The sequence below is a fragment of the Roseburia sp. OM02-15 genome, assembly GCF_003481835.1.
GTDB lineage: Bacteria > Bacillota > Clostridia > Lachnospirales > Lachnospiraceae > Eubacterium_I > Eubacterium_I ramulus_A.
Map to the genome: position 1 here is coordinate 241,664 of NZ_QULX01000002.1, position 21,200 is coordinate 262,863.

Annotated in this window: 16 protein-coding genes; 15 read left to right on the forward strand and 1 reads right to left on the reverse strand. The window is 42.5% G+C overall.

Going from position 1 to position 21,200, the window contains the following annotated elements:
- Positions 1–47 precede the first annotated feature (47 nt).
- The 4 genes from DXB15_RS03245 to DXB15_RS03260 all read left to right on the forward strand — a co-directional run bounded on the left by DXB15_RS03245 (position 48) and on the right by DXB15_RS03260 (position 3,793).
- Positions 48–410: a YraN family protein gene (locus tag DXB15_RS03245; protein WP_109215913.1), complete on the forward strand. Its 363-nt coding sequence runs from the start codon at positions 48–50 to the stop codon at positions 408–410.
- Positions 411–594: 184 nt separating this feature from the next.
- Positions 595–1,431 (forward strand): peptidoglycan editing factor PgeF, encoded by an 837-nt coding sequence (pgeF, locus tag DXB15_RS03250; RefSeq protein ID WP_118702044.1) that lies wholly within the window; start codon positions 595–597, stop codon positions 1,429–1,431.
- 137 nt (positions 1,432–1,568) lie between these two features.
- The gene (locus DXB15_RS03255; protein ID WP_118702007.1) at positions 1,569–2,237 is read left to right on the forward strand and encodes a sugar O-acetyltransferase; all 669 of its coding nucleotides are present in this window, start codon (positions 1,569–1,571) and stop codon (positions 2,235–2,237) included.
- A 149-nt stretch (positions 2,238–2,386) separates the two neighbouring features.
- Complete coding sequence (locus DXB15_RS03260) at positions 2,387–3,793, forward strand: MATE family efflux transporter (protein ID WP_243115591.1); 1,407 nt, start codon at positions 2,387–2,389, stop codon at positions 3,791–3,793.
- Positions 3,794–4,088: 295 nt separating this feature from the next.
- Here DXB15_RS03260 and DXB15_RS03265 read toward each other — a convergent pair whose 3' ends face one another.
- Complete coding sequence (locus DXB15_RS03265) at positions 4,089–5,729, reverse strand: ABC-F family ATP-binding cassette domain-containing protein (RefSeq protein WP_109215911.1); 1,641 nt, start codon at positions 5,727–5,729, stop codon at positions 4,089–4,091.
- Positions 5,730–6,166: 437 nt separating this feature from the next.
- On the opposite strand from DXB15_RS03265, the gene nifJ reads away from it, so the two are divergent.
- From nifJ to DXB15_RS03320, 11 genes are all read left to right on the forward strand, one after another.
- On the forward strand, positions 6,167–9,703 hold the full coding sequence (gene nifJ, locus DXB15_RS03270) for a pyruvate:ferredoxin (flavodoxin) oxidoreductase (RefSeq protein ID WP_109215910.1): 3,537 nt from the start codon (positions 6,167–6,169) through the stop codon (positions 9,701–9,703).
- 217 nt (positions 9,704–9,920) lie between these two features.
- Complete coding sequence (locus tag DXB15_RS03275) at positions 9,921–11,405, forward strand: DUF512 domain-containing protein (protein WP_118702008.1); 1,485 nt, start codon at positions 9,921–9,923, stop codon at positions 11,403–11,405.
- A gap of 128 nt (positions 11,406–11,533) precedes the next feature.
- Entirely contained in the window at positions 11,534–12,859 is a 1,326-nt protein-coding gene (gene der / locus DXB15_RS03280) for a ribosome biogenesis GTPase Der (RefSeq protein ID WP_118702009.1), read from the forward strand.
- Complete coding sequence (gene plsY, locus DXB15_RS03285; RefSeq protein ID WP_118702010.1) at positions 12,860–13,510, forward strand: glycerol-3-phosphate 1-O-acyltransferase PlsY; 651 nt, start codon at positions 12,860–12,862, stop codon at positions 13,508–13,510.
- Between the two features lie 43 nt (positions 13,511–13,553).
- Positions 13,554–14,561 (forward strand): NAD(P)H-dependent glycerol-3-phosphate dehydrogenase, encoded by a 1,008-nt coding sequence (locus DXB15_RS03290; protein ID WP_118702011.1) that lies wholly within the window; start codon positions 13,554–13,556, stop codon positions 14,559–14,561.
- Between the two features lie 47 nt (positions 14,562–14,608).
- A complete protein-coding gene (locus DXB15_RS03295; RefSeq protein ID WP_118702012.1) occupies positions 14,609–15,508 on the forward strand; it encodes a hypothetical protein in 900 nt (299 codons plus the stop codon).
- A 235-nt stretch (positions 15,509–15,743) separates the two neighbouring features.
- A complete protein-coding gene (locus DXB15_RS03300; protein WP_118702013.1) occupies positions 15,744–16,178 on the forward strand; it encodes a dUTP diphosphatase in 435 nt (144 codons plus the stop codon).
- A 221-nt stretch (positions 16,179–16,399) separates the two neighbouring features.
- On the forward strand, positions 16,400–17,512 hold the full coding sequence (locus tag DXB15_RS03305) for an ABC transporter ATP-binding protein (RefSeq protein ID WP_109215904.1): 1,113 nt from the start codon (positions 16,400–16,402) through the stop codon (positions 17,510–17,512).
- Positions 17,513–17,629: 117 nt separating this feature from the next.
- A complete protein-coding gene (locus DXB15_RS03310; RefSeq protein ID WP_109215903.1) occupies positions 17,630–18,748 on the forward strand; it encodes a PucR family transcriptional regulator in 1,119 nt (372 codons plus the stop codon).
- 119 nt (positions 18,749–18,867) lie between these two features.
- Positions 18,868–20,523, forward strand: coding sequence for a putative manganese-dependent inorganic diphosphatase (locus tag DXB15_RS03315; RefSeq protein WP_109215902.1), 1,656 nt, complete (start codon positions 18,868–18,870; stop codon positions 20,521–20,523).
- Between the two features lie 85 nt (positions 20,524–20,608).
- Complete coding sequence (locus tag DXB15_RS03320) at positions 20,609–21,175, forward strand: flavin reductase family protein (protein ID WP_118702014.1); 567 nt, start codon at positions 20,609–20,611, stop codon at positions 21,173–21,175.
- Positions 21,176–21,200 lie beyond the last annotated feature (25 nt).

The following is a 21,200-nucleotide window of genomic DNA, read 5'->3' on the forward strand; positions in this document are numbered from 1 at the left end:
GGTTGATTGTAATTGCCTGAAGCTGGAGAGAGTGAAAAGAGGCAGACATGAATACACATGAACTTGGTACGACACAGGAACAGCGAGTGGCAGACTGGATGCAACAGCGTGGATTTTACATTGTGGAGAAGAACTTTCGCTGTAAATTCGGTGAAATCGATCTGATCGCGAAAAAGGATGGATATCTGATTTTTGTGGAAGTAAAATATCGCAGTAATGAACAATATGGCGCGCCGCGTGAGGCTGTGGACTGGCGCAAACGGCAGCGGATTTCCAATGCGGCAGTTTTTTATCTGAAACGATATGGATATTCAATGGAGCATCCCTGTCGGTTTGATGTGGCAGAAGTATCTCAGGACAGCATTTATCTGATGGAGAATGCCTTTGATTATTGCGGTTCGTTTCGCTGATTGGGTGTGCGGATCAATCGAGTGGTATAGAATATTTTTGACGAAATTGAAAAAATATATCAGACTTCACATTTATTGAAATGGATTCTCAGATGATATCAGATTGAGGAATCTGGGAGCATGTGAAGGAAAGGATTCATTTGTGGAAAAGAAAGATTTATTTATAAAGAGAAAAACAGGTGGCATGCAGACGCCAGAGCTGATCGTTCATCAACTGAAAAATGGTGGAGAACTGCCGTTATTTCATTATCCGTTGCTGGATGAGACGGGAATCGTACGCCATTGTTTCACGACACGTTATGGTGGTGTGAGTGAGGGAATGTTTTCAAAGTTGAACCTTAGTTTTACCCGCGGGGACGTGAAAGAATCGGTAGAAGAAAATTATCGCCGGATTGCGGAGGCGATGGGCGTTCCCTATGAGAAAATTGTCTGCTCCGATCAGACGCATACAACAAACGTCCGCGTGGTGACAGAAGCAGATGCAGGAACAGGAATTATTCGTCCGAAAGACTATACGGATGTTGATGGATTAATTACAAATGTGCCGGAAATTACGCTGGCAACTTTTTATGCAGATTGTGTGCCGTTATATTTTGTAGATCCTGTTCATCATGCAATTGGTCTGAGTCATTCCGGATGGAGAGGAACCGTTGCACGAATGGGAAAATGCACATTGGAAGCAATGCGTAGAGAATATGGCACCAAGGCAGCAGACGTATATTGTGCCATTGGACCTTCTATCTGTCAGGATTGTTATGAGGTCAGTGAGGATGTGGCGGTTCAGTTTGAGGAGGCATTTTCCGGTCATGAATCAGAAATCCTGCTCAACAAAGGCAATGGAAAATATCAGTTAGACCTTTGGGAAGCAAATGAGATTGTGCTGTTGGAAGCAGGCGTGAAACCGGAACATCTGGCAGTAACGGATGTATGTACCTGTTGTAATCCGGAGCTGCTATTTTCACATCGCGCGAGTCATGGAAAACGTGGAAATCTGGGGGCATTTTTGTGCCTGAATGCTTAGCGTGACAAAAATAGTATTAATAGTTGTTACGAAAATGTAGATAATGTGTAGTGAAAAACGAAGGTAAACATGGTTTGTTTTTTTATAGAAAAACAAGGTTGTTTATTTGATTTTTAGAGGAGAAAGGAATTAGAAAGATGCATTTAAAAGAGAGAATTGCAAATGGGATGCTTTTTTATGAGCATGGACACAAAGATCCGATAGATATTGCGCAGGAACAGGAGCTGGACGCATTGCGCAGACACTGCAAAGAGGTAATGTTTGATTACAACCATACCCGTCCGAATGAGCGGGAAAAACGACTGGAGTTGTTAAAAGGACTGCTTGGAAAGTGCGGAGATGGCGTATTTATTGAGGATGGTGTTCATATGTCTTATGGCTGCCATCTCTATCTGGAAGGCGCATTTTATGCAAATTTCAATCTGAGCGTAGTGGATGATGGTGATATTTATATTGGGGATAGGACAATGATCGGTCCGAATGTAACACTTTGTACCACAGGACATCCGGCAGATCCGGAGTACCGTGAAATGGCGGCACATTATTCACTGCCGATTCATATTGGCAGAAATGTTTGGATTGGCAGCAATGCAGTCGTTCTTCCGGGTGTTACCATTGGTGATAATGCTGTTATTGGTGCAGGCAGTGTGGTGACAAAAGATATTCCGGCAAATGTGATTGCAGTTGGAAATCCATGTCGCGTAGCCAGAGAGATTGGTGAGAGAGACCGGGAATACTATTTCCGTGATCTGAAAATGGATTTTCCATACACTTCAGATAAAATTACGTCGGAAATAAAAAAATAGTGCAATAGCAGATTGTATTCTACTATAGGCATGCATGGAAGAAAATGAGTTATACAAATGATAGATAGTCATCGGGTTTACATCGGTGGCTGTTGTTTACATCAGGTTACTATTTGAAAACGGAGATTACGAAAAAGGGGATTAGGTAAATGGAGATGACAGAAAAGAAACATTTTTGGAGAAAATTTGTCGGGAACAAAGCATTTTATCTGATGGTGCTGTCAATTGCAATTCCGATTATGATCCAGAATGGAATCACGAACTTTGTGAGCTTGCTGGATAACATTATGATCGGGCGGATCGGCACAGAGCCAATGTCCGGGGCTGCAATTGTAAATCAGTTGATTTTTGTATACAATTTGTGCATTTTCGGTGGTGTTTCCGGCGCCGGAATATTTACGGCACAGTATTTTGGAAAAGGAGATCAGGAGGGCGTCCGCAATACCATGCGCTACAAATTGTGGATGGTAATTATCATAACGACAGCGACGATTATTTTGTTGCTGACAAAAGGCGATACATTGATTCATATGTACTTGAAAGGGGATGGCACCGCAGCACAGATTGCAGATACGCTGCGTTATGGAAAAGAATATCTGGAAATCATTGTGTGGGGATTGCCGGCATTTATGATGGTGCAAGTGTATGCAAGCACGCTGCGTGAATGTGGAGAAACATTACTTCCGATGAAGGCGGGCGTTGTGGCGGTACTGGTGAATCTGTTTTTTAACTTCATGTTGATTTACGGAATGTTATTTTTCCCGAAGCTGGGTGTAAGAGGGGCAGCACTTGCAACTGTGATTTCCCGTTATGTGGAGGCGCTGATCGTAATCGGGTGGACACACAGACATCAGGCAAAACATGTATTTGCAAGTGGCTTGTATCGCACGATGCGGATTCCGGGAACTATGGTCAAACGTATTTTGATTCAGGGAACACCACTGCTTTTAAATGAAACGCTGTGGGCGGCTGGCATGGCGATGCTGACCCAGTGTTATTCCGTGCGTGGATTAAATGTCGTAGCCGGATTGAATATCTCAAATACCGTTAATAACGTATTTAATATTGTATTTATTGCGTTGGGAGATTCGGTGGCTATCGTAGTCGGACAGCTGCTTGGCGCTGGTAAGATGAAAGAAGCGCGGGATACAGATAATAAGATGATCGCGTTTTCGGTATTTTGTTGTACAATCGTGGCGCTGGCGATGCTTGCACTGGCACCGGCATTTCCAAATCTGTACAATACCAATGCGGAAGCAAAAGAACTGGCAAAATATTTTATTATGCTGACGGCAGTGTTTATGCCACAGAATGCATTTTTACATGCGGCTTATTTTACGTTGCGATCCGGTGGAAGAACGATTATAACGTTCTTCTTTGACAGTGTATTTATATGGGTGGTAAGCGTGTCGCTGGCATTTGTGCTCAGCCGGTTTACTGCGTTGCCGGTACTTGGAATCTATGCCATTGTGCAGGCGGCAGATTTTATTAAGTGTATGATCGGATTCATACTTGTGAAAAAAGGAGTATGGCTGCGCAATATCGTTACGTCATAAAGAGGGCGTTCGGGTAATGGTGTGGTTTGGTGTCAGGTTATGAAAAGGGACTCTGGATATTTTGTCTCGCCCGCTAACAATCGCTGGTCGAGAAAAAATATCCAGAGTCCCTTATTTTTAAAATTTGCATGTGGTACGAAGTGCAGGGGGGCGTAAAAATTTACTAATTTCACAGAGTAAATTAAGAACTCCAGCAATTTTTTCTTGGGGAGCGATTGTTAGCGACCAAAACAAAATTGCTGGAGTTCCTATTAAAACTTAGATAGTAAATTTTAAGCCACCCTAAACAAGAATTCTAGTTATCGTCTTCATCAGAAGAAGCCATTGTATACACAGAACGTTTTCTAGCCATCTCATCACTTTCCAGATATTCATCATAAGTAGTGATTTTATCAATGATAGAACCATTCGGCATAAACTCAATAATACGGTTCGCTGTTGTCTGTACAATCTGATGATCACGAGAAGCAAAAAGCAGTACACCCGGGAATTTAATCAGACCATTATTCAGTGCAGTGATAGACTCCATATCCAAATGGTCAGTCGGCTCATCCAGGATCAGTACATTGGACGCTTCGATCATCATACGGGAGAAGAGTACACGAACTTTTTCACCACCGGAAAGTACACGCATTTTTTTGACACCATCTTCACCCGGAAAGAGCATACGTCCAAGGAATCCACGAACGTAAGTAGCATCTTTGATTTCGGAGAACTGTGTTAACCAGTCTACGATGATCAGATCAGTATCAAAGATTTTGGTGTTATCCTTCGGGAAGTAAGACTGGCTTGTTGTAACACCCCATTTGAAAGTTCCTTCATCCGGCTCCATTTCACCGGTGATGATTTTAAATAAAGTAGTTTTTGCAAGTTCGTTGCTTCCAACGAAAGCGATTTTATCTTCGCGGTTTACAATAAAGGATACGTTATCCAGAACTTTTACACCGTCAATTGTTTTACTTAAGCCTTCTACCAGAAGTACTTCGTTACCGATCTCACGGGACGGACGGAAGTCAATGTACGGATATTTACGGCTGGAAGGTTTGATCTCATCCAGCTGAATTTTCTCCAGAGCTTTCTTTCTGGAAGTAGCCTGTTTGGATTTGGAAGCGTTTGCGGAGAAACGGGAGATAAACTCCTGTAATTCTTTGATTTTCTCTTCTTTCTTTTTGTTTGCTTCTTTCATCTGTTTTACCATTAACTGGCTGGATTCATACCAGAAATCATAGTTTCCGGCGTAAAGCTGGATTTTTGCGTAGTCAATATCAGCGATATGAGTACAAACTTTGTTTAAAAAATAACGGTCATGGGATACTACAATGACGGTATTTTCAAAATTAATGAGGAATTCTTCCAACCATGCGATCGCGTCAAGATCCAGGTTGTTGGTCGGCTCATCCAGCAGCAGGATATCCGGATTTCCGAATAATGCCTGTGCAAGCAGGACTTTTACCTTCATAGGACCCGGCAAATCTCCCATAGTAGCATAGTGGAATTCGGTGTCAATTCCAAGACCGTTTAACATGGTAGCAGCGTCGGATTCTGCATTCCATCCGTCCATATCAGCAAATTCTGCCTCAAGTTCGCTGGCGCGGATACCGTCTTCATCGGTAAAATCTTCTTTCATGTAGATGGCATCTTTTTCTTTCATGATCTCATACAGACGTTTGTTTCCCATAATAACAGTATCAAGTACGGTATATGCATCGTATTTGAAGTGATCCTGCTGCAGGAAAGAAAGTCGCTGACCGGCTGTGATGGAGATATCACCGTTTGTCGGCTCAAGCTGTCCGCTTAAAATCTTCAAAAAGGTTGATTTTCCGGCACCGTTGGCACCAATCAGACCGTAGCAGTTGCCTTCTGTAAATTTGATATTTACATCTTCGAACAACGCTTTTTTGCCAATTCGTAAAGTTACATTATTTGCACTGATCATAAATTGTTCTCCTTGACTTCTTTATTATATATGTGTTTTTGTTATCTAATAATTTACCTCTGGTATTGTACACAAGATTACATATAAAAGCAAGGAAAACATGCAGGGAAGGAGAATTTTTACGTGAAAGGGATTCAAGGTAGACATGAATAAGTTGATTGATAAGATTGTATGCAATATTGTACGCACGTGGTTCTTGTTTTCGACAGAAAAGTAGGTTACAATATGGTTATCACGTTGGATGTTTTCCGGGGTGGTTACGGAAGACTTGTAACGTTGTCACAAAACTGAATGCAAAAAAAAACAAAATTGTATTGGAATATGTACAATTTTGTGGTATAATAGCGTTGCTTTTTTGTGAGATTATTGTAAGATAAGGGTAAAGCATTGTTAATCAATTAACAAAACTAAATCAAAAGAATTTAGGAGGAATGGAAATGAAACGTTCTATGAAAACCATGGATGGTAACCATGCAGCAGCTCATGCATCATATGCATACACAGATGTTGCAGCTATCTATCCGATCACTCCGTCATCTGTAATGGCAGAAGCAACAGATGAGTGGGCAACACAGGGAAGAAAAAATATCTTCGGTCAGACTGTAAAAGTAACAGAGATGCAGTCCGAGGCAGGTGCAGCTGGTACTGTACACGGCTCTCTGGCAGCTGGTGCTCTGACAACAACTTATACAGCATCTCAGGGTCTTCTTCTGATGATTCCAAACCTTTATAAAATCGCTGGTGAGAGATTACCGGGCGTATTCAACGTATCCGCACGTACACTTGCAAGTCATGCATTATGTATCTTCGGTGATCACTCCGATGTTTATGCCTGTCGTCAGACTGGTTGTGCAATGCTTTGCGAATCCAGCGTTCAGGAAGTAATGGATCTGACACCGGTTGCTCATTGCTCAGCAATCAAAGGAAGACTTCCATTCATTAACTTCTTCGATGGTTTCCGTACATCTCATGAGATCCAGAAAATCGAGACATGGGATTATGAAGATCTGAAAGATATGGTAGATCTTGATGCAATCAACGCTTATCGTCAGAGCGCATTAAATCCAAATCATCCATGTCAGATGGGTTCCGCACAGAATCCGGATATCTTCTTCCAGGCAAGAGAGGCATGTAACCAGACTTATGATGATATGCCTGCAATTGTTCAGGAATACATGGACAAAGTTAATGAGAAACTTGGTACAAACTATAAATTATTCAACTACTATGGTGCAGAGGATGCTGAGAAAGTTATCATCGCTATGGGTTCTGTCTGTGAGACAATCGATGAGACAATCGATTATCTGATGGCAAAAGGCGAGAAAGTAGGTCTTGTAAAAGTTCGTCTGTACAGACCGTTCTCCGCAGAAGCTCTGATCAACGCTATCCCGGATTCTGTAAAACAGATCATCGTTCTTGACAGAACAAAAGAGCCGGGTGCTATGGGCGAGCCGCTTTACCTTGATGTAGTTGCAGCATTAAAGAATACAAAATTCGACCAGACACCGATCTTCACAGGACGTTACGGACTTGGTTCCAAAGATACAACACCTGGACAGATCATCGCTGTTTACAACAATACAGAAAAAGAGAAATTCACAATCGGTATCGAGGATGATGTTACACACCTTTCTCTGGAAGTTACAGAGCATCCGGTTACAACTCCGGCTACAACAATCAACTGCAAGTTCTGGGGACTTGGCGCAGATGGTACTGTAGGTGCTAACAAAAACTCCATCAAGATCATCGGTGACAATACTGATATGTATGCTCAGGCTTACTTTGATTATGACTCCAAAAAATCAGGTGGTGTAACAATTTCCCACTTACGTTTTGGTAAAGATCCGATCCGTTCCACATATCTGATCAACAAAGCAAACTTTGTAGCATGTCACTGTCCTGCATATATCCATAAATACAACATGGTTCAGGATCTGGTTCCGGGTGGAACATTCCTTCTGAACTGCTCATGGGATATGGCAGGTCTGGAAGAGCATCTTCCGGGTCAGGTAAAACGTTACATTGCTGAGAACGACATCAAGTTCTACACAATTGATGGTATCAAGATCGGTAAAGAAATCGGACTTGGCGGACGTATCAATACAGTTCTTCAGTCTGCATTCTTCGCACTTTCCAACATCATTCCGGCTGACAAAGCAAATGAATTGATGAAAGCAGCTGCAAAAGCTACTTATGGTAAAAAAGGTGACAAGATCGTACAGATGAACTACGATGCAATTGATGCTGGTGCTAAGAACGTTGTTAAGATCGAAGTTCCGGAAAGCTGGAAAACAGCTGGAGAAGAGAGCCTTACAGGTGCTCCGGCAACAGGCGCACGTCAGGATGCAGTTGATTTCGTAAACAACATCCAGAAGAAAATCAATGCTCAGATGGGTAACACATTACCGGTATCTGCATTCAAAGATTATGTAGATGGTTCCACACCGTCTGGTACATCCGCTTATGAGAAACGTGGTGTAGCAGTAGATGTTCCGGTATGGGATGTAAATAAATGTATCCAGTGTAACCAGTGTTCTTATGTCTGCCCGCACGCAGCAATCCGTCCGGTTGCTATGACAGAGGCTGAGGCAGCTGCTGCTCCGGAAGGAATGCAGTACAAAGATATGACAGGAATGCCAGGATACAAATTCGCTATCACAATTTCCGCATACGATTGTACCGGATGTGGTTCCTGTGTAAATGTTTGCCCGGATAAGATTCAGGCAATCACAATGCAGAACTTCGAGGCTAATGAGTCAGAGCAGGCTTACTTCGATTACGGTGTATCTGTTCCGGACAAAGCAGAAGTTATTGCTAAATTCAAAGAGAACTCCGTAAAAGGATCTCAGTTCAAACAGCCGCTGCTTGAGTTCTCAGGCGCTTGTGCCGGATGTGGTGAGACACCATACGCAAAACTGATCACTCAGTTATTCGGTGACAGAATGTATATTGCAAACGCAACAGGATGCTCCTCTATCTGGGGTAACTCTTCACCGTCCACACCATATACAGTAACTCCGGAAGGAAAAGGACCGGCTTGGTCAAACTCCCTGTTCGAGGATGCTGCAGAGTTTGGTTATGGTATGCTTCTTGCTAACAATGCATTAAGAGGTGCATTAAAAGAGAAAGTAGAAGATGTTGTTGCTAACGGTACAAACGAAGATGTAAAAGCTGCCGGTCAGGAATGGTTAGATACTTACGGATGCGGCGTTACAAACGGACCTGCTACAGACAAGCTCATCAAAGCTTTAGAGGCATGCGGATGTGACAAAGCTCAGGAAATCCTTGCTCAGAAAGACTTCCTTGGAAAGAAATCCCAGTGGGTATTCGGTGGTGACGGATGGGCTTACGATATCGGATTCGGTGGCGTAGACCATATCCTTGCTAGTGGTAAAGATATCAACGTAATGGTATTCGATACTGAGGTATATTCCAATACAGGTGGACAGTCTTCTAAATCTACAAACATCGGTGCGATCGCTCAGTTCGCAGCTGGTGGTAAAGATGTTAAGAAGAAAGACCTTGCTTCCATCGCAATGAGCTATGGTTATGTATACGTAGCACAGATCGCTATGGGTGCTGATATGAATCAGTGCGTAAAGGCAATCGCTGAGGCTGAGGCATATCCGGGACCATCTCTGATTATCGCTTATGCTCCATGTATCAACCATGGTATCAAGATTGGTATGAGCAAAGCTCAGACAGAGGAGAAGAACGCAGTAGCAGTAGGTTACTGGAACAACTTCCGTTACAATCCGGCTCTGGCTGCTGAAGGCAAGAATGCATTCACTCTTGACAGCAAAGCTCCAAGCGGAGATTACAAAGCATTCCTGAACGGTGAGGTTCGTTACAATGCTCTTGTAAGACAGGATCCGGAGAAAGCAGATCGTCTCTTCGAGAAATCTGAGGAAAATGCAAAAGCAAGATACGCTTACCTGAACAAACTTGTAAAACTTTACGGTACAGAAGAGTAAGATATTTTGAATTTGTAAATATTACGAATTATAATTAAGAGGTGTGTCACTTCGGTGGCACACTTCTTTTATGTTCTTATTCCTGTGGAACATTTATAAAAAGAAGGAAAAATAAAAAGATAGCAAAATCATAAGCTGATACAATATAGAAAAATAAAAAAGGTTGATGTTATTTCACAAATTGGGTACAATGGTACAGAACGAAAGGATGAAATAGATGAAATTAAAAGAACACAAAATCGACGGCATCGAACCGGGAAGTATCGCGGAAGAGATGGGAATCGAAGCAGGCGATGTTCTGCTGGAAGTAAATGGAAAGCCGATTCAGGATGTTTTTGATTATCATTTTCTGATTAACGATGTACTGTTGACTTTGCTGATCCGTAAACCAAACGGAGAAGAATGGGAACTGGAGATAGAGAAAGATTATTACGAGGATCCGGGGATTGTTTTTGAAAACGGTCTGATGGATGATTATAAATCCTGTTACAATAAATGTATTTTTTGTTTTATTGATCAGATGCCACCGAACATGAGGGAGACGCTGTATTTTAAAGATGATGATTCGCGACTGTCTTTCCTGCAGGGAAACTATGTAACTCTGACGAATATGAAGGATGAAGACGCAGATCGAATCATTCGTTATAAGCTGGCACCAATCAATGTATCTGTGCATACGATGAATCCGGAATTACGCTGTGAGATGCTGCATAACCGCTTTGCCGGAGAAGCGTTGGATAAAATCCGTCGCTTTTATGAGGGTGAGATTGAGATGAATGGTCAGATCGTACTTTGTAAGGGTGTAAACGACGGTGCAGAACTGGAACGAAGCATTAAGGAACTGTCAGATTATCTTCCATATATGCAGAGTTTGTCAGTTGTTCCGGTAGGGTTGACGAAATTCAGAGATGGTTTGTATCCGCTGAAGCCTTTTGAAAAAGAAGATGCAAAAGAAGTGTTGGAGATTATTCATAAATGGCAGAAAATCTGTTATGAAAAGCACGGTACGCATTTTGTGCAGGCTTCAGATGAGTGGTATCTGCTGGCAGAAGAACCCTTTCCACCGGAAGAAAACTATGACGGATATATTCAGTTGGAAAACGGTGTCGGCATGATCCCGTTGTTGGAAAGCGAATTTGATCAGTGCCTGGCGGATGAACTGGAAGATGATAGAGATGGATTTGATCAGGACATGGATTCGGAAGCAATAGATGGTTTTGAATCCATTAAAACCCAAAATGAAAATCTGAATGAGGCAGAAGTGGATCTGAGAGAAATAGATCGTTCTGAAACTGTTGAAAATAAAAGTCTGGATGAGCCGGAAACGGAGAATAAGACTTATCGTCGTGTAGTTTCTATTGCTACCGGAAAGTCCGCAGCAGGACTGATGCACAGACTGGCAGCTAAATTTATGAAACAGCATCCGGACATCAAGGTGATCGTATACCAGATCCGAAATGACTTTTTTGGAGAGATGATCACCGTTTCCGGATTACTGACCGGAACGGATCTGAAAGCCCAGCTGACCGGGCAGGAACTGGGAGATATGCTTCTGCTTTCCAGCAACGTATTGCGCATGGGAGAGGAAGTATTTCTGGATGATGTGACGCTGACAGAATTGGAAAATGCTTTACAAGTGCCGATTCATATTGTAAAATCAGACGGGCAGTGTCTGTATGATGGCATGCTTGGTAATGTTTAATATTTCGCAAAGCGGAAAAAGTAACTTGATAAATGGCTCACATTGATTTAAAAGCAGGATAAAATGAAGAACTGTGTAAGATAAGAAGTGTGAGCGGATTCTGAAATAAAGAGATGAGGGATAAAAATATGAGTAAACCGGTTGTTGCGGTTGTAGGACGTCCGAATGTAGGAAAATCTACGTTGTTCAATGCTCTGGCAGGAGAACGTATTTCCATTGTTAAGGATACACCGGGTGTCACAAGAGACCGTATTTATGCAGATGTAGAATGGTTAAATCATTCTTTTACTATGGTGGATACCGGCGGTATTGAGCCGGACAGTAAAGATGTCATTCTGGCACAGATGCGTGAGCAGGCAGAAATCGCCATTGCCACTGCGGACGTTATTATATTTATGACAGATGTACATCAGGGCTTGGTGGATGCGGATGCAAAAGTTGCAGATATGCTGCGCCGTTCCCACAAGCCGGTTATTCTGGTTGTTAATAAAGTAGACAGCTTCCAGAAATATATGGCGGATGTATATGAATTTTATAATCTTGGAATTGGTGATCCGATGCCGATTTCCGCAGCATCCCGTCTTGGATTGGGCGATATGCTGGAGGAAGTGGTAAAATATTTCCCAGATACATCTAAAGAAGAGGAAGAGGATACCAGACCGAAAGTTGCCATTATCGGAAAACCAAACGTTGGAAAATCTTCTCTGGTAAACAAACTGGCAGGCGAATCCCGTGTGATCGTATCTGACATTGCAGGAACTACCCGTGATGCCATTGATACAGTGGTAAAATATAACGGAAAAGAGTATATTTTTATCGATACTGCAGGTCTGCGCCGTAAAAACAAGATCAAAGAAGAGATCGAGCGTTACAGTATTATCCGTGCGGTGACGGCAGTAGAGCGTGCTGACGTTGTCATCCTTGTGATTGATGCTACAGAAGGTGTTACTGAGCAGGATGCAAAAATCGCCGGAATCGCTCATGAGCGTGGAAAAGGTATTATCATCGCTGTAAATAAATGGGATGCTATTGAGAAAGATGATAAGACCATTTACAAACATACAAATAAGATCCGTGAGATCTTAAGTTTTATGTCCTATGCGGAGATTATGTTTATTTCTGCAAAAACAGGTCAGCGTCTGAGCAAGATGTATGAAATGATCGACATGGTTCTGGAGAATAATGCAATGCGTGTAGCTACCGGTGTCTTAAATGAGATCATGACCGAAGCAGTAGCAATGCAGCAGCCACCTTCAGATAAAGGTAAACGTCTGAGACTTTACTATATTACTCAGGTTGCGGTAAAACCACCTACATTTGTTATTTTTGTAAACGATAAGGAGTTGATGCATTTTTCTTATACGCGATATCTGGAAAACAGAATCCGTGACACCTTTGGATTTAAGGGCACGGCATTGAAGTTTATTATCCGTGAGAGAAAGGAAGACAGGTAAATGGTAGTATTTCGAATCGTAAGTATTCTTCTGGGCTACCTGTTTGGACTGTTTCCAACTGGCGTGTTATACGGAAAAGCACATAATGTGGATATCCGTTCCAAGGGAAGCGGAAATTCTGGTATGACGAATTCCCTGCGTGTCCTTGGATGGAAGGCCGGCGTTGTTGTGTTTTTTGGTGACTGTTTAAAAGCAGTGGCTGCGATGGCAATCATCTGGGGCGTGGCGAGAACCCGTTACCCGGATGCGGTGAAGTTACTGGAATTGTATGCGGGTTTTGGCGCAGTTCTGGGACATAACTTCCCGTTTTATATGAAATTTAAAGGTGGAAAAGGAATTGCAAGCAGTGTTGGAATCGTATTTGCTTTTGATTGGAGAATGGTTCCAATCTGTGCGATTCTGTTTTTTACATCCGTAGTTCCGACGGGATTTATGTCTTTGGGTTCCCTGGGAATCCTGAGTGGATTTTTTGTACAGACTATCGTGTTTGGACAGTTGGGATTATTAAAGATAGCAACACAGTTTTTGCCGGAGACTTATGTGCTTGCGGGGATTTTGACGGCACTGGCATTCTGGCAACACCGTGCAAATATCAAACGTCTGGCAAACGGAACGGAGAACAAATTTCGCCCGGCAAAAAAGGAAAATTAATCCTTACATAATAATGTGAGAGTATAGATATGGAGGCAGAAAAATGGCAGAAATAGGTGTAATCGGTGCCGGAAGCTGGGGAACAGCACTGGCAGTCGTTCTGGCACATAATGGACATAACGTAACGGTATGGTCTATTCTGGAAGATGAAGTGGAGATGCTGACAAAGGAGCATGAACACAAAGATAAACTTCCGGGGGTGAAAATTCCGGAAACGATTTCTTTTACAACAGATCTGAAAACAGCTGCAGCAGGAAAAGAAATGGTCGTACTTGCAGTACCGTCACCATTTACGAGAAGTACAGCACATAATCTGGCAGAGTTTATCACAGAGGGACAGCTGATCGTTATCGTATCCAAAGGTATCGAGGAAAGCACACTGATGATCCAGTCTGAGATTGTGGAACAGGAGATCCCGCAGGCGGATGTGGCAGTTATGTCAGGTCCAAGCCATGCAGAAGAAGTTGGACGTGGACTGCCGACAACCGTTGTGGCAGGTGCACATACAAAGAAAACAGCAGAGCAGGTACAGACCTTCTTTATGAATGAGGTGTTTCGTGTATACACAAGCCCGGATATGCTTGGTATCGAGCTTGGGGCATCCCTGAAAAATGTCATTGCACTGGCAGCCGGTATGGCAGACGGACTTGGATATGGCGATAACACAAAAGCAGCTCTGATCACCCGTGGCATCAAGGAAATCAGCCGTCTGGGTGTGGCTATGGGGGCAAATTCAGAGACATTAAACGGTCTGTCCGGCATCGGCGATCTGATCGTAACCTGTGCCAGCCGTCACAGCCGTAACCGTAAAGCAGGTATGCTGATCGGACGTGGCTATACCATGCAGGAAGCCATGGATGAGGTAAAAATGGTTGTAGAGGGCGTTTATTCTGCAAAAGCAGCCATTGCGCTGGCAAAAAAATATGACATTGACATGCCGATCATTGAACAGGTAAATTCAGTGCTTTTTGAGGATCAGCCGGCAAAAGATGCCGTGATGGAACTGATGCTGCGTGATAAGAAAGCAGAGCATGAGGATATTCAGTGGTAATATAAGGAACAGGACGATGTGAGAAAAAGGATTGGGGGGAGAAACGTATGCTGATAAAATGTAGCAAATGTGGTAAAATGTATGATTATGAAAAATACAGTGGGATCTGCCCGAAATGTGCCCGGTATAACCGGCCGGACAGTCGGGAAGACATGGAACAGGATTTGCATGAACGTTATGATACATACAAAGATCCGCGTCAACATGACTGGTATCGTGCAGGTACGGAAGATGCTGGGCGAAATACTAATCGTACATCGAATCAAAAATCCTCATATAGCTATCAGAACGAAAATAACAGCAAATGGACGGGAGAAAAGAAAAAAAGGAAGACACTAGTAGCTGCGATCGTTATTATTATTGTTGTTGCAATTGTGATTGCCGCTGGTTCATCGATCTTTTCTATCGTTCGTAATGAAATTCGTGATCAGATTACGGACGGATGGGACACCGATTATGATAACTGGGCACAGGAAGAAGAACAGATTGAACCAGAATACCAGAATCGCATTTATGTAGAGTATGCCTGGTCAGATTATGTTGGACCGAATATGTCTGACATAAACTGGGATGATTATTATGTCAACGTATCCACGACAGAACGTGCAGAGCTGGAACAGCTTACAGCACCGGAGGGATATGTATACTATATCGTTTCTCTGGTTATCAAAAATAATCTTTCAGATACATATAATTTGTCAAATATTTCGGAGGAAGATGTGTCTGTATGGTCAGAAGATGAGGATAGAGAACAGGAGACTTACTATAAGGTAGATAAAGTGTTTGAAATCAGCTATCCGGAGACTGAATCCGGTGATTCCAATTATGTGGATATTCTGATTGCAGTTCCGAAAGATGTGGAGCAGCTGTATGGAAGCTGCATGCTCAACGGAAATGCAGAAGGTTTTGATTTTTATCTGTATCCAGATGATGATGAAAGCATGTAAACTGATGCTACCGTAGAAAATAAGAAGACTCATACCCGGTGTCTTTATGGGATGCCGGGTTTTTCTTTAACTATACATAAAGAATGAGATAAACGCTCCGCGGGGATGTGCAGTGATTCTGAGAAGAATATGTCAGCTTTCGCTGACCAGAATCACGCACCAAGTCTCACGTGCGTTCGACTTGAACAAATAACTACAAGTGAAAAACAGAAAGAAAAATGTGGAGGAAAGAAACATGGAAAATATTCGTATTAAATATTTTACGGACAAAATTGATCGACTGGAGTATATTGACGGTAAATCAGACTGGATCGATCTGCGTGCTAGCGAGACCGTAGAACTGAAAGCAGGAGAATTTAAACTGATCCCGTTAGGTGTTGCCATGCAGCTTCCGAAAGGATATGAGGCACATGTGGTACCGCGCAGCTCAACATTTAAAAATTATGGTCTGCTGCAGGTGAACAGCTGCGGAATCATTGATGGTTCTTATTGTGGTGATGATGATATGTGGCGCATGCCGGTGTATGCAACTAGAGATACCGTGGTCAATGTAAATGATAGAATCTGCCAGTTCCGTATTGTGGAAAATCAGCCACAGATCGTTTTTGAAGAGGTGGCATCTCTGGGAAATGCAAACCGTGGCGGTTTTGGAAGTACCGGAAAACAGTAAGTTACCGAATGGTTTCGTTAAAATGACGAAATGTGGAAACGACATATAGTCAATATACTGAAAAATTGTGAGAGGTGAACAAAAAACTGGCAGAAATACCAAGGTTTTCATGTGAAATTTGTGACAATACCCGATGACAAAGCGTACAGAATTTGTTAGTATAAGTGCATAGCAAAACAAGGCGTTTTGTGGAGAATTATTTTATGGAGGGTAATTAAAAAATGGCAGAATTATCATTAAAACATGTCTATAAGAGATATCCAAACGGTTTTGAGGCAGTAAAAGACTTCAATTTGGATGTGGCAGATAAAGAGTTCATCATCTTCGTTGGACCATCCGGATGTGGTAAATCTACAACACTTCGTATGATCGCTGGTCTGGAGGAAATTTCAGAAGGTGAGTTCGATATTGATGGAAAGAGAATGAACGATGTTGAGCCGAAGGACAGAGATATCGCCATGGTATTCCAGAACTATGCTTTATATCCTCATATGACAGTATATAACAACATGGCATTTGCTTTAAAATTAAGAAAAGTGCCAAAAGATGAGATTGATAAAAAAGTTCGTAACGCAGCAAGAATCCTGGACCTTGAGAAATTACTGGATCGTAAACCGAAAGCTCTTTCCGGTGGACAGAGACAGCGTGTTGCCATGGGACGTGCTATCGTGCGTGAGCCGAAAGTATTCCTGATGGATGAGCCGCTTTCCAACCTGGATGCAAAATTAAGAGTACAGATGCGTTCCGAGATTTCTTCCTTACATCAGAGACTTGGCGCAACAATCATCTATGTAACACATGATCAGACTGAGGCTATGACACTTGGTACCAGAATCGTTGTTATGAAAGATGGCGTGATCATGCAGGTAGATTCTCCACAGAAACTGTACAATGAGCCGGACAACCTGTTCGTTGCAGGATTCATCGGATCTCCGCAGATGAACTTCTTAGATTGCGTATGCAAGGTAGAAGGCGATAAAGTAACACTGACAAGTGGTGATGCTACCTATGTAATGCCAGCAAACAAAGCAAAAGCATTAAAAGATGGCGGATATGACGGAAAAACAGTTGTATTTGGTATTCGTCCGGATGATATGGATGATGAGCCAGAGTATCTGCAGAAACATGCTGATTACACAATCAAAGCAAAATGTACCGGATACGAGCTGCTTGGTTCTGAAGTATTACTTTACTACACAGCAAATGGTGTTACAATGACAGCAAAAGTTGATTCCAGTACACCTTGCCGTTACGGTGATGATGTGACAGTTGCATTTGATATCAACAAAGGTCATATCTTTGATAAAGAGACAGAGCAGGTTATTTCTCACTAAGAAGTGTAACATGCAGAATTATGCATAAGGATGAAAAGTGTACAGATGGTGCACTTTTGCAATAGAAAACTGGGTATGAGTTTCATACCCAGTTTTCATTTTAAGGAGGGATAGACATTGGAACAACGTTTGCCCGGAAAAAAACTGGCACAGGCGTTAAAGGAAATGAAACAGATCTCCCGTATGGATTTTGTGTTGTTCAATAAAAAGGGGAAAATGCTGGCGTCTACGGTACCTGATCTGGAGGAAAAGGTTCAGGAGCTGGTTGTTTTGTTTGCAAAATCTATGGCAGACAGTCAGACGATCCAGAATTGGATCTTTTTAAAAATTGAGATCAATGATCAGACAGAAAACATTTTGCTTGCAAGCAATAATGGAGCCGGTGATGCTTCGTATGTCATCGGACAGATGGCATGCTGCCAGATCCGGAATCTTTATCTGGCAGCACAGGAGCCGACGAATGAAATTAATTTCCTGAGACAGCTGCTAAATGGTGAATTTTCCGAACAGCAGATTCAGGAAAAAAGGCATCAGATCCGAATGAAGAACGGAACTTACATGATTTTCGTGATCCAGTTTGCAGATGAACAAAATGAGATTATTCTGGAAATGCTGAAAAACATGTTTGTGGTATATGGGGTGGATTATCTGATCGACGTGGATGATAAGAAAATGGTGCTTATCAAAAATGTCCGTGGAATTGATGTGGAAAACGATCAGTTTGCCAGACGGATCATCGACAACTTACAAATGGAAGCTATGTGTAATGCATGGGTTGGATATACCGATGCCGCAGAAGATTTTGTATTGTTTCATGAAAAATATCGCCAGGCATCTATGGCACTTAAGGTCGGAATGGTGTTTTCTGATGATGAACGGGTGTTTTATTACAGGAGACTTGGACTGGGACGTCTGATCTCACAACTTTCCGTAGAGATGTGTGACCTGTTTCTGAAAGAAGTGTTGGGAGATCATGCGGATATGGAACTGGATGAGGAAGCAATGGCGACGATCCGTCAGCTGTTTGACAATAATCTGAATATTTCAGAGACTGCCCGCCAGCTATATATTCACCGCAATACGTTGGTGTACCGTCTGGAGCGGATCGAGAAGAAGATTGGGCTTGATATTCGTACGTTTGAAGATGCCATGTTGTTTAAAATTGCAATGATGGTAAGAACTCACAGAAATAGCATATTAGGTAGTTGCCAAAATAAAAATGAAGTGATAGAATGAAAAAATACCCAGTGACAGAAATGCACTGGGTAGTTACACGTTTACTAATTGACTTAATGAAGCTGGGAATGGAAGAGGACTGTTCCCAAAATAAAGGGTATAGGAGAGCAACCGATAATATGGCTATAGAGAAAAAGAAGAAAGTATGGGTCGTCGGTCATAAGAATCCGGATACAGATTCTATCTGTGCGGCGATTGCATATGCGAATTTAAAGAATCAGTCAGACGAAGGGCGTTATGAGGCAAAACGTGCGGGAGAATTAAATGAAGAAACCAAATATGTGCTGAAGACTTTTGGGGTAAAATCTCCTGGACTCATCACAGATGTAGGTGCACAGGTAAAAGATATTGAGATCCGCAAAACACCGGGTGTCAGCGGAAAAATTTCCCTGAAACGTGCATGGGAAATGATGAAAGAACAAAATGTTGTAACTTTGCCGGTTACAGATGGAGAAAACAATCTGGAAGGTCTGATCATTACCGGCGATATTGCAACTTCCTATATGGATGTCTATGATAACAGTATTTTGTCCAGAGCGAAAACGCAGTATCAGAATATCGTTGATACACTGGAAGGTCAGTTGCTTTGCGGAAACGAACACGCTTATTTTACGAAGGGAAAAGTTGTGGTTGGTTCTGCAAATCCGGAGACGATGGAGCAGTTCCTGGATGATGACGATCTGGTTATCATGGGTAACCGTTATGATGCGCAGGTTTGTGCGCTGGAATGTAATGCAAGCTGTCTGATCATTGCTGGAAGCCCACAGGTGCCAAAATCCATTATTAAGATGGCAGCAGAGAGAAATTGTGTGGTCATTACCACAGATTATGATACTTATACAGCGGCACGTCTGGTGAACCAGAGTATGCCGATCAAATTCTTTATGCGCAGAGACCAGCTTGTTACCTTTGAACTGGAAGAATACATTGATGATGTGCGGGAAATCATGTCAAAAGAGAAACATCGTGACTTCCCGGTTTTGGATACTGATGGAAAATATGTCGGAATGATTTCCAGACGAAACCTGTTGAACATGAAGAAAAAACAGCTGATCCTGGTGGATCATAATGAGAAAACACAGGCAGTTGACGGAATCGGCGGTGCTGATATTCTGGAGATCATTGATCACCACAGAATCGGAAGTCTGGAGACTATGTCACCGGTATTTTTCCGTAATCAGCCGCTTGGATGTACTGCAACGATCATTTATCAGATGTATCGTGAGCAGAATGTGGAGATCAACAAAACCATCGCAGGACTGCTGTGTTCTGCAATTTTGTCTGATACACTGATGTACCGTTCTCCTACCTGTACACCGTTAGATAAGGCTGTGGCAGAGGAACTTGCAGGAATTGCCGGAATCAATACTGAGGAGCATGCAAAAGCGATGTTCCAGGCAGGAAGTGATTTCGGAAGCAAGACACCGGAAGAAATCTTCTATCAGGATTTCAAGACATTCAGTCAGAATGGTGTAGATTTTGGTGTAGGTCAGATCAGTGCCATGACACAGGATGAACTGGATCAGGTCAGAGACAAATTGCTTCCGTATCTGCGTGAAGCAATGACAGAAAGAAAAATCGAGATGGTATTCGTGATGCTGACCAATATCATTGAGGAGACAACCTATCTGATCTGTGAGGGAGAGCATGCGGATGAACTGGTGGAGAAAGCATTTCCGGTTCATAAAGAAGGCGCATACCATGTGCTGAGAGGCGTTGTATCCAGAAAGAAACAGTTAATTCCGATGTTCATGTCTGCAATGCAGGATCAGTAAAGCATTTTGAAAGAGATTTTTCGGAACTTTTCAGAAGATCCGGAAAGGATATGGATAGAACGTTTGAAAAAAACAGGAGAGTAATATGGAAAGAGAATTTTGGAAACCGGGAAATATGCTGTATCCGGTACCGGCAGTTATGATCAGCTGCAAGCGTCCGGAGGAGAGACCGAACATTATTACCGTGGCATGGGCAGGAACCATCTGCTCTGATCCGGCAATGGTGTCTATTTCCGTGCGAAAAGAGCGTTATTCTTATGATATTATCAAAGAAACCGGCGAGTTTGTGATCAATCTGACAACTAACGATCTGACGTTTGCTACCGATTATTGTGGTGTCAAATCCGGCAGAGAGGTAGACAAATTCAAAGAGATGCATCTGACTCCATGTGAGTCCAAAACCATCGCGGCACCGGGAATTGCAGAGAGTCCGGTCAGCATTGAATGCAAAGTAAAACAGATCATTGAGCTTGGTTCCCATGATATGTTTCTGGCAGAGGTGACTGCAGTTTCTGTCAATCCAAAATATATGGATGAGAAGGGAAAATTCCATCTCAATGACATTGGACTGACTGCATATTCTCATGGAGAATACTTTGAACTTGGGAAAAAAATCGGTTCCTTTGGCTATAGTGTGAAAAAGCACAAATAAGGATAACTGCGTATTCAAAGAATCT

Bases quoted from the DNA above. Each gene is read 5' to 3' on its own strand.
- DXB15_RS03245 (WP_109215913.1), top strand. From the start codon at position 48: ATGAATACACATGAACTTGGTACGACACAGGAACAGCGAGTGGCAGAC.
- der (WP_118702009.1), top strand. From the start codon at position 11,534: ATGAGTAAACCGGTTGTTGCGGTTGTAGGACGTCCGAATGTAGGAAAA.
- DXB15_RS03255 (WP_118702007.1), top strand. From the start codon at position 1,569: ATGCATTTAAAAGAGAGAATTGCAAATGGGATGCTTTTTTATGAGCAT.
- DXB15_RS03305 (WP_109215904.1), top strand. From the start codon at position 16,400: ATGGCAGAATTATCATTAAAACATGTCTATAAGAGATATCCAAACGGT.
- DXB15_RS03300 (WP_118702013.1), top strand. From the start codon at position 15,744: ATGGAAAATATTCGTATTAAATATTTTACGGACAAAATTGATCGACTG.
- plsY (WP_118702010.1), top strand. From the start codon at position 12,860: ATGGTAGTATTTCGAATCGTAAGTATTCTTCTGGGCTACCTGTTTGGA.
- pgeF (WP_118702044.1), top strand. From the start codon at position 595: ATGCAGACGCCAGAGCTGATCGTTCATCAACTGAAAAATGGTGGAGAA.
- DXB15_RS03260 (WP_243115591.1), top strand. From the start codon at position 2,387: ATGGAGATGACAGAAAAGAAACATTTTTGGAGAAAATTTGTCGGGAAC.
- nifJ (WP_109215910.1), top strand. From the start codon at position 6,167: ATGAAACGTTCTATGAAAACCATGGATGGTAACCATGCAGCAGCTCAT.
- DXB15_RS03265 (WP_109215911.1), bottom strand. From the start codon at position 5,729: ATGATCAGTGCAAATAATGTAACTTTACGAATTGGCAAAAAAGCGTTG.
- DXB15_RS03290 (WP_118702011.1), top strand. From the start codon at position 13,554: ATGGCAGAAATAGGTGTAATCGGTGCCGGAAGCTGGGGAACAGCACTG.
- DXB15_RS03320 (WP_118702014.1), top strand. From the start codon at position 20,609: ATGGAAAGAGAATTTTGGAAACCGGGAAATATGCTGTATCCGGTACCG.
- DXB15_RS03275 (WP_118702008.1), top strand. From the start codon at position 9,921: ATGAAATTAAAAGAACACAAAATCGACGGCATCGAACCGGGAAGTATC.
- DXB15_RS03295 (WP_118702012.1), top strand. From the start codon at position 14,609: ATGCTGATAAAATGTAGCAAATGTGGTAAAATGTATGATTATGAAAAA.
- DXB15_RS03315 (WP_109215902.1), top strand. From the start codon at position 18,868: ATGGCTATAGAGAAAAAGAAGAAAGTATGGGTCGTCGGTCATAAGAAT.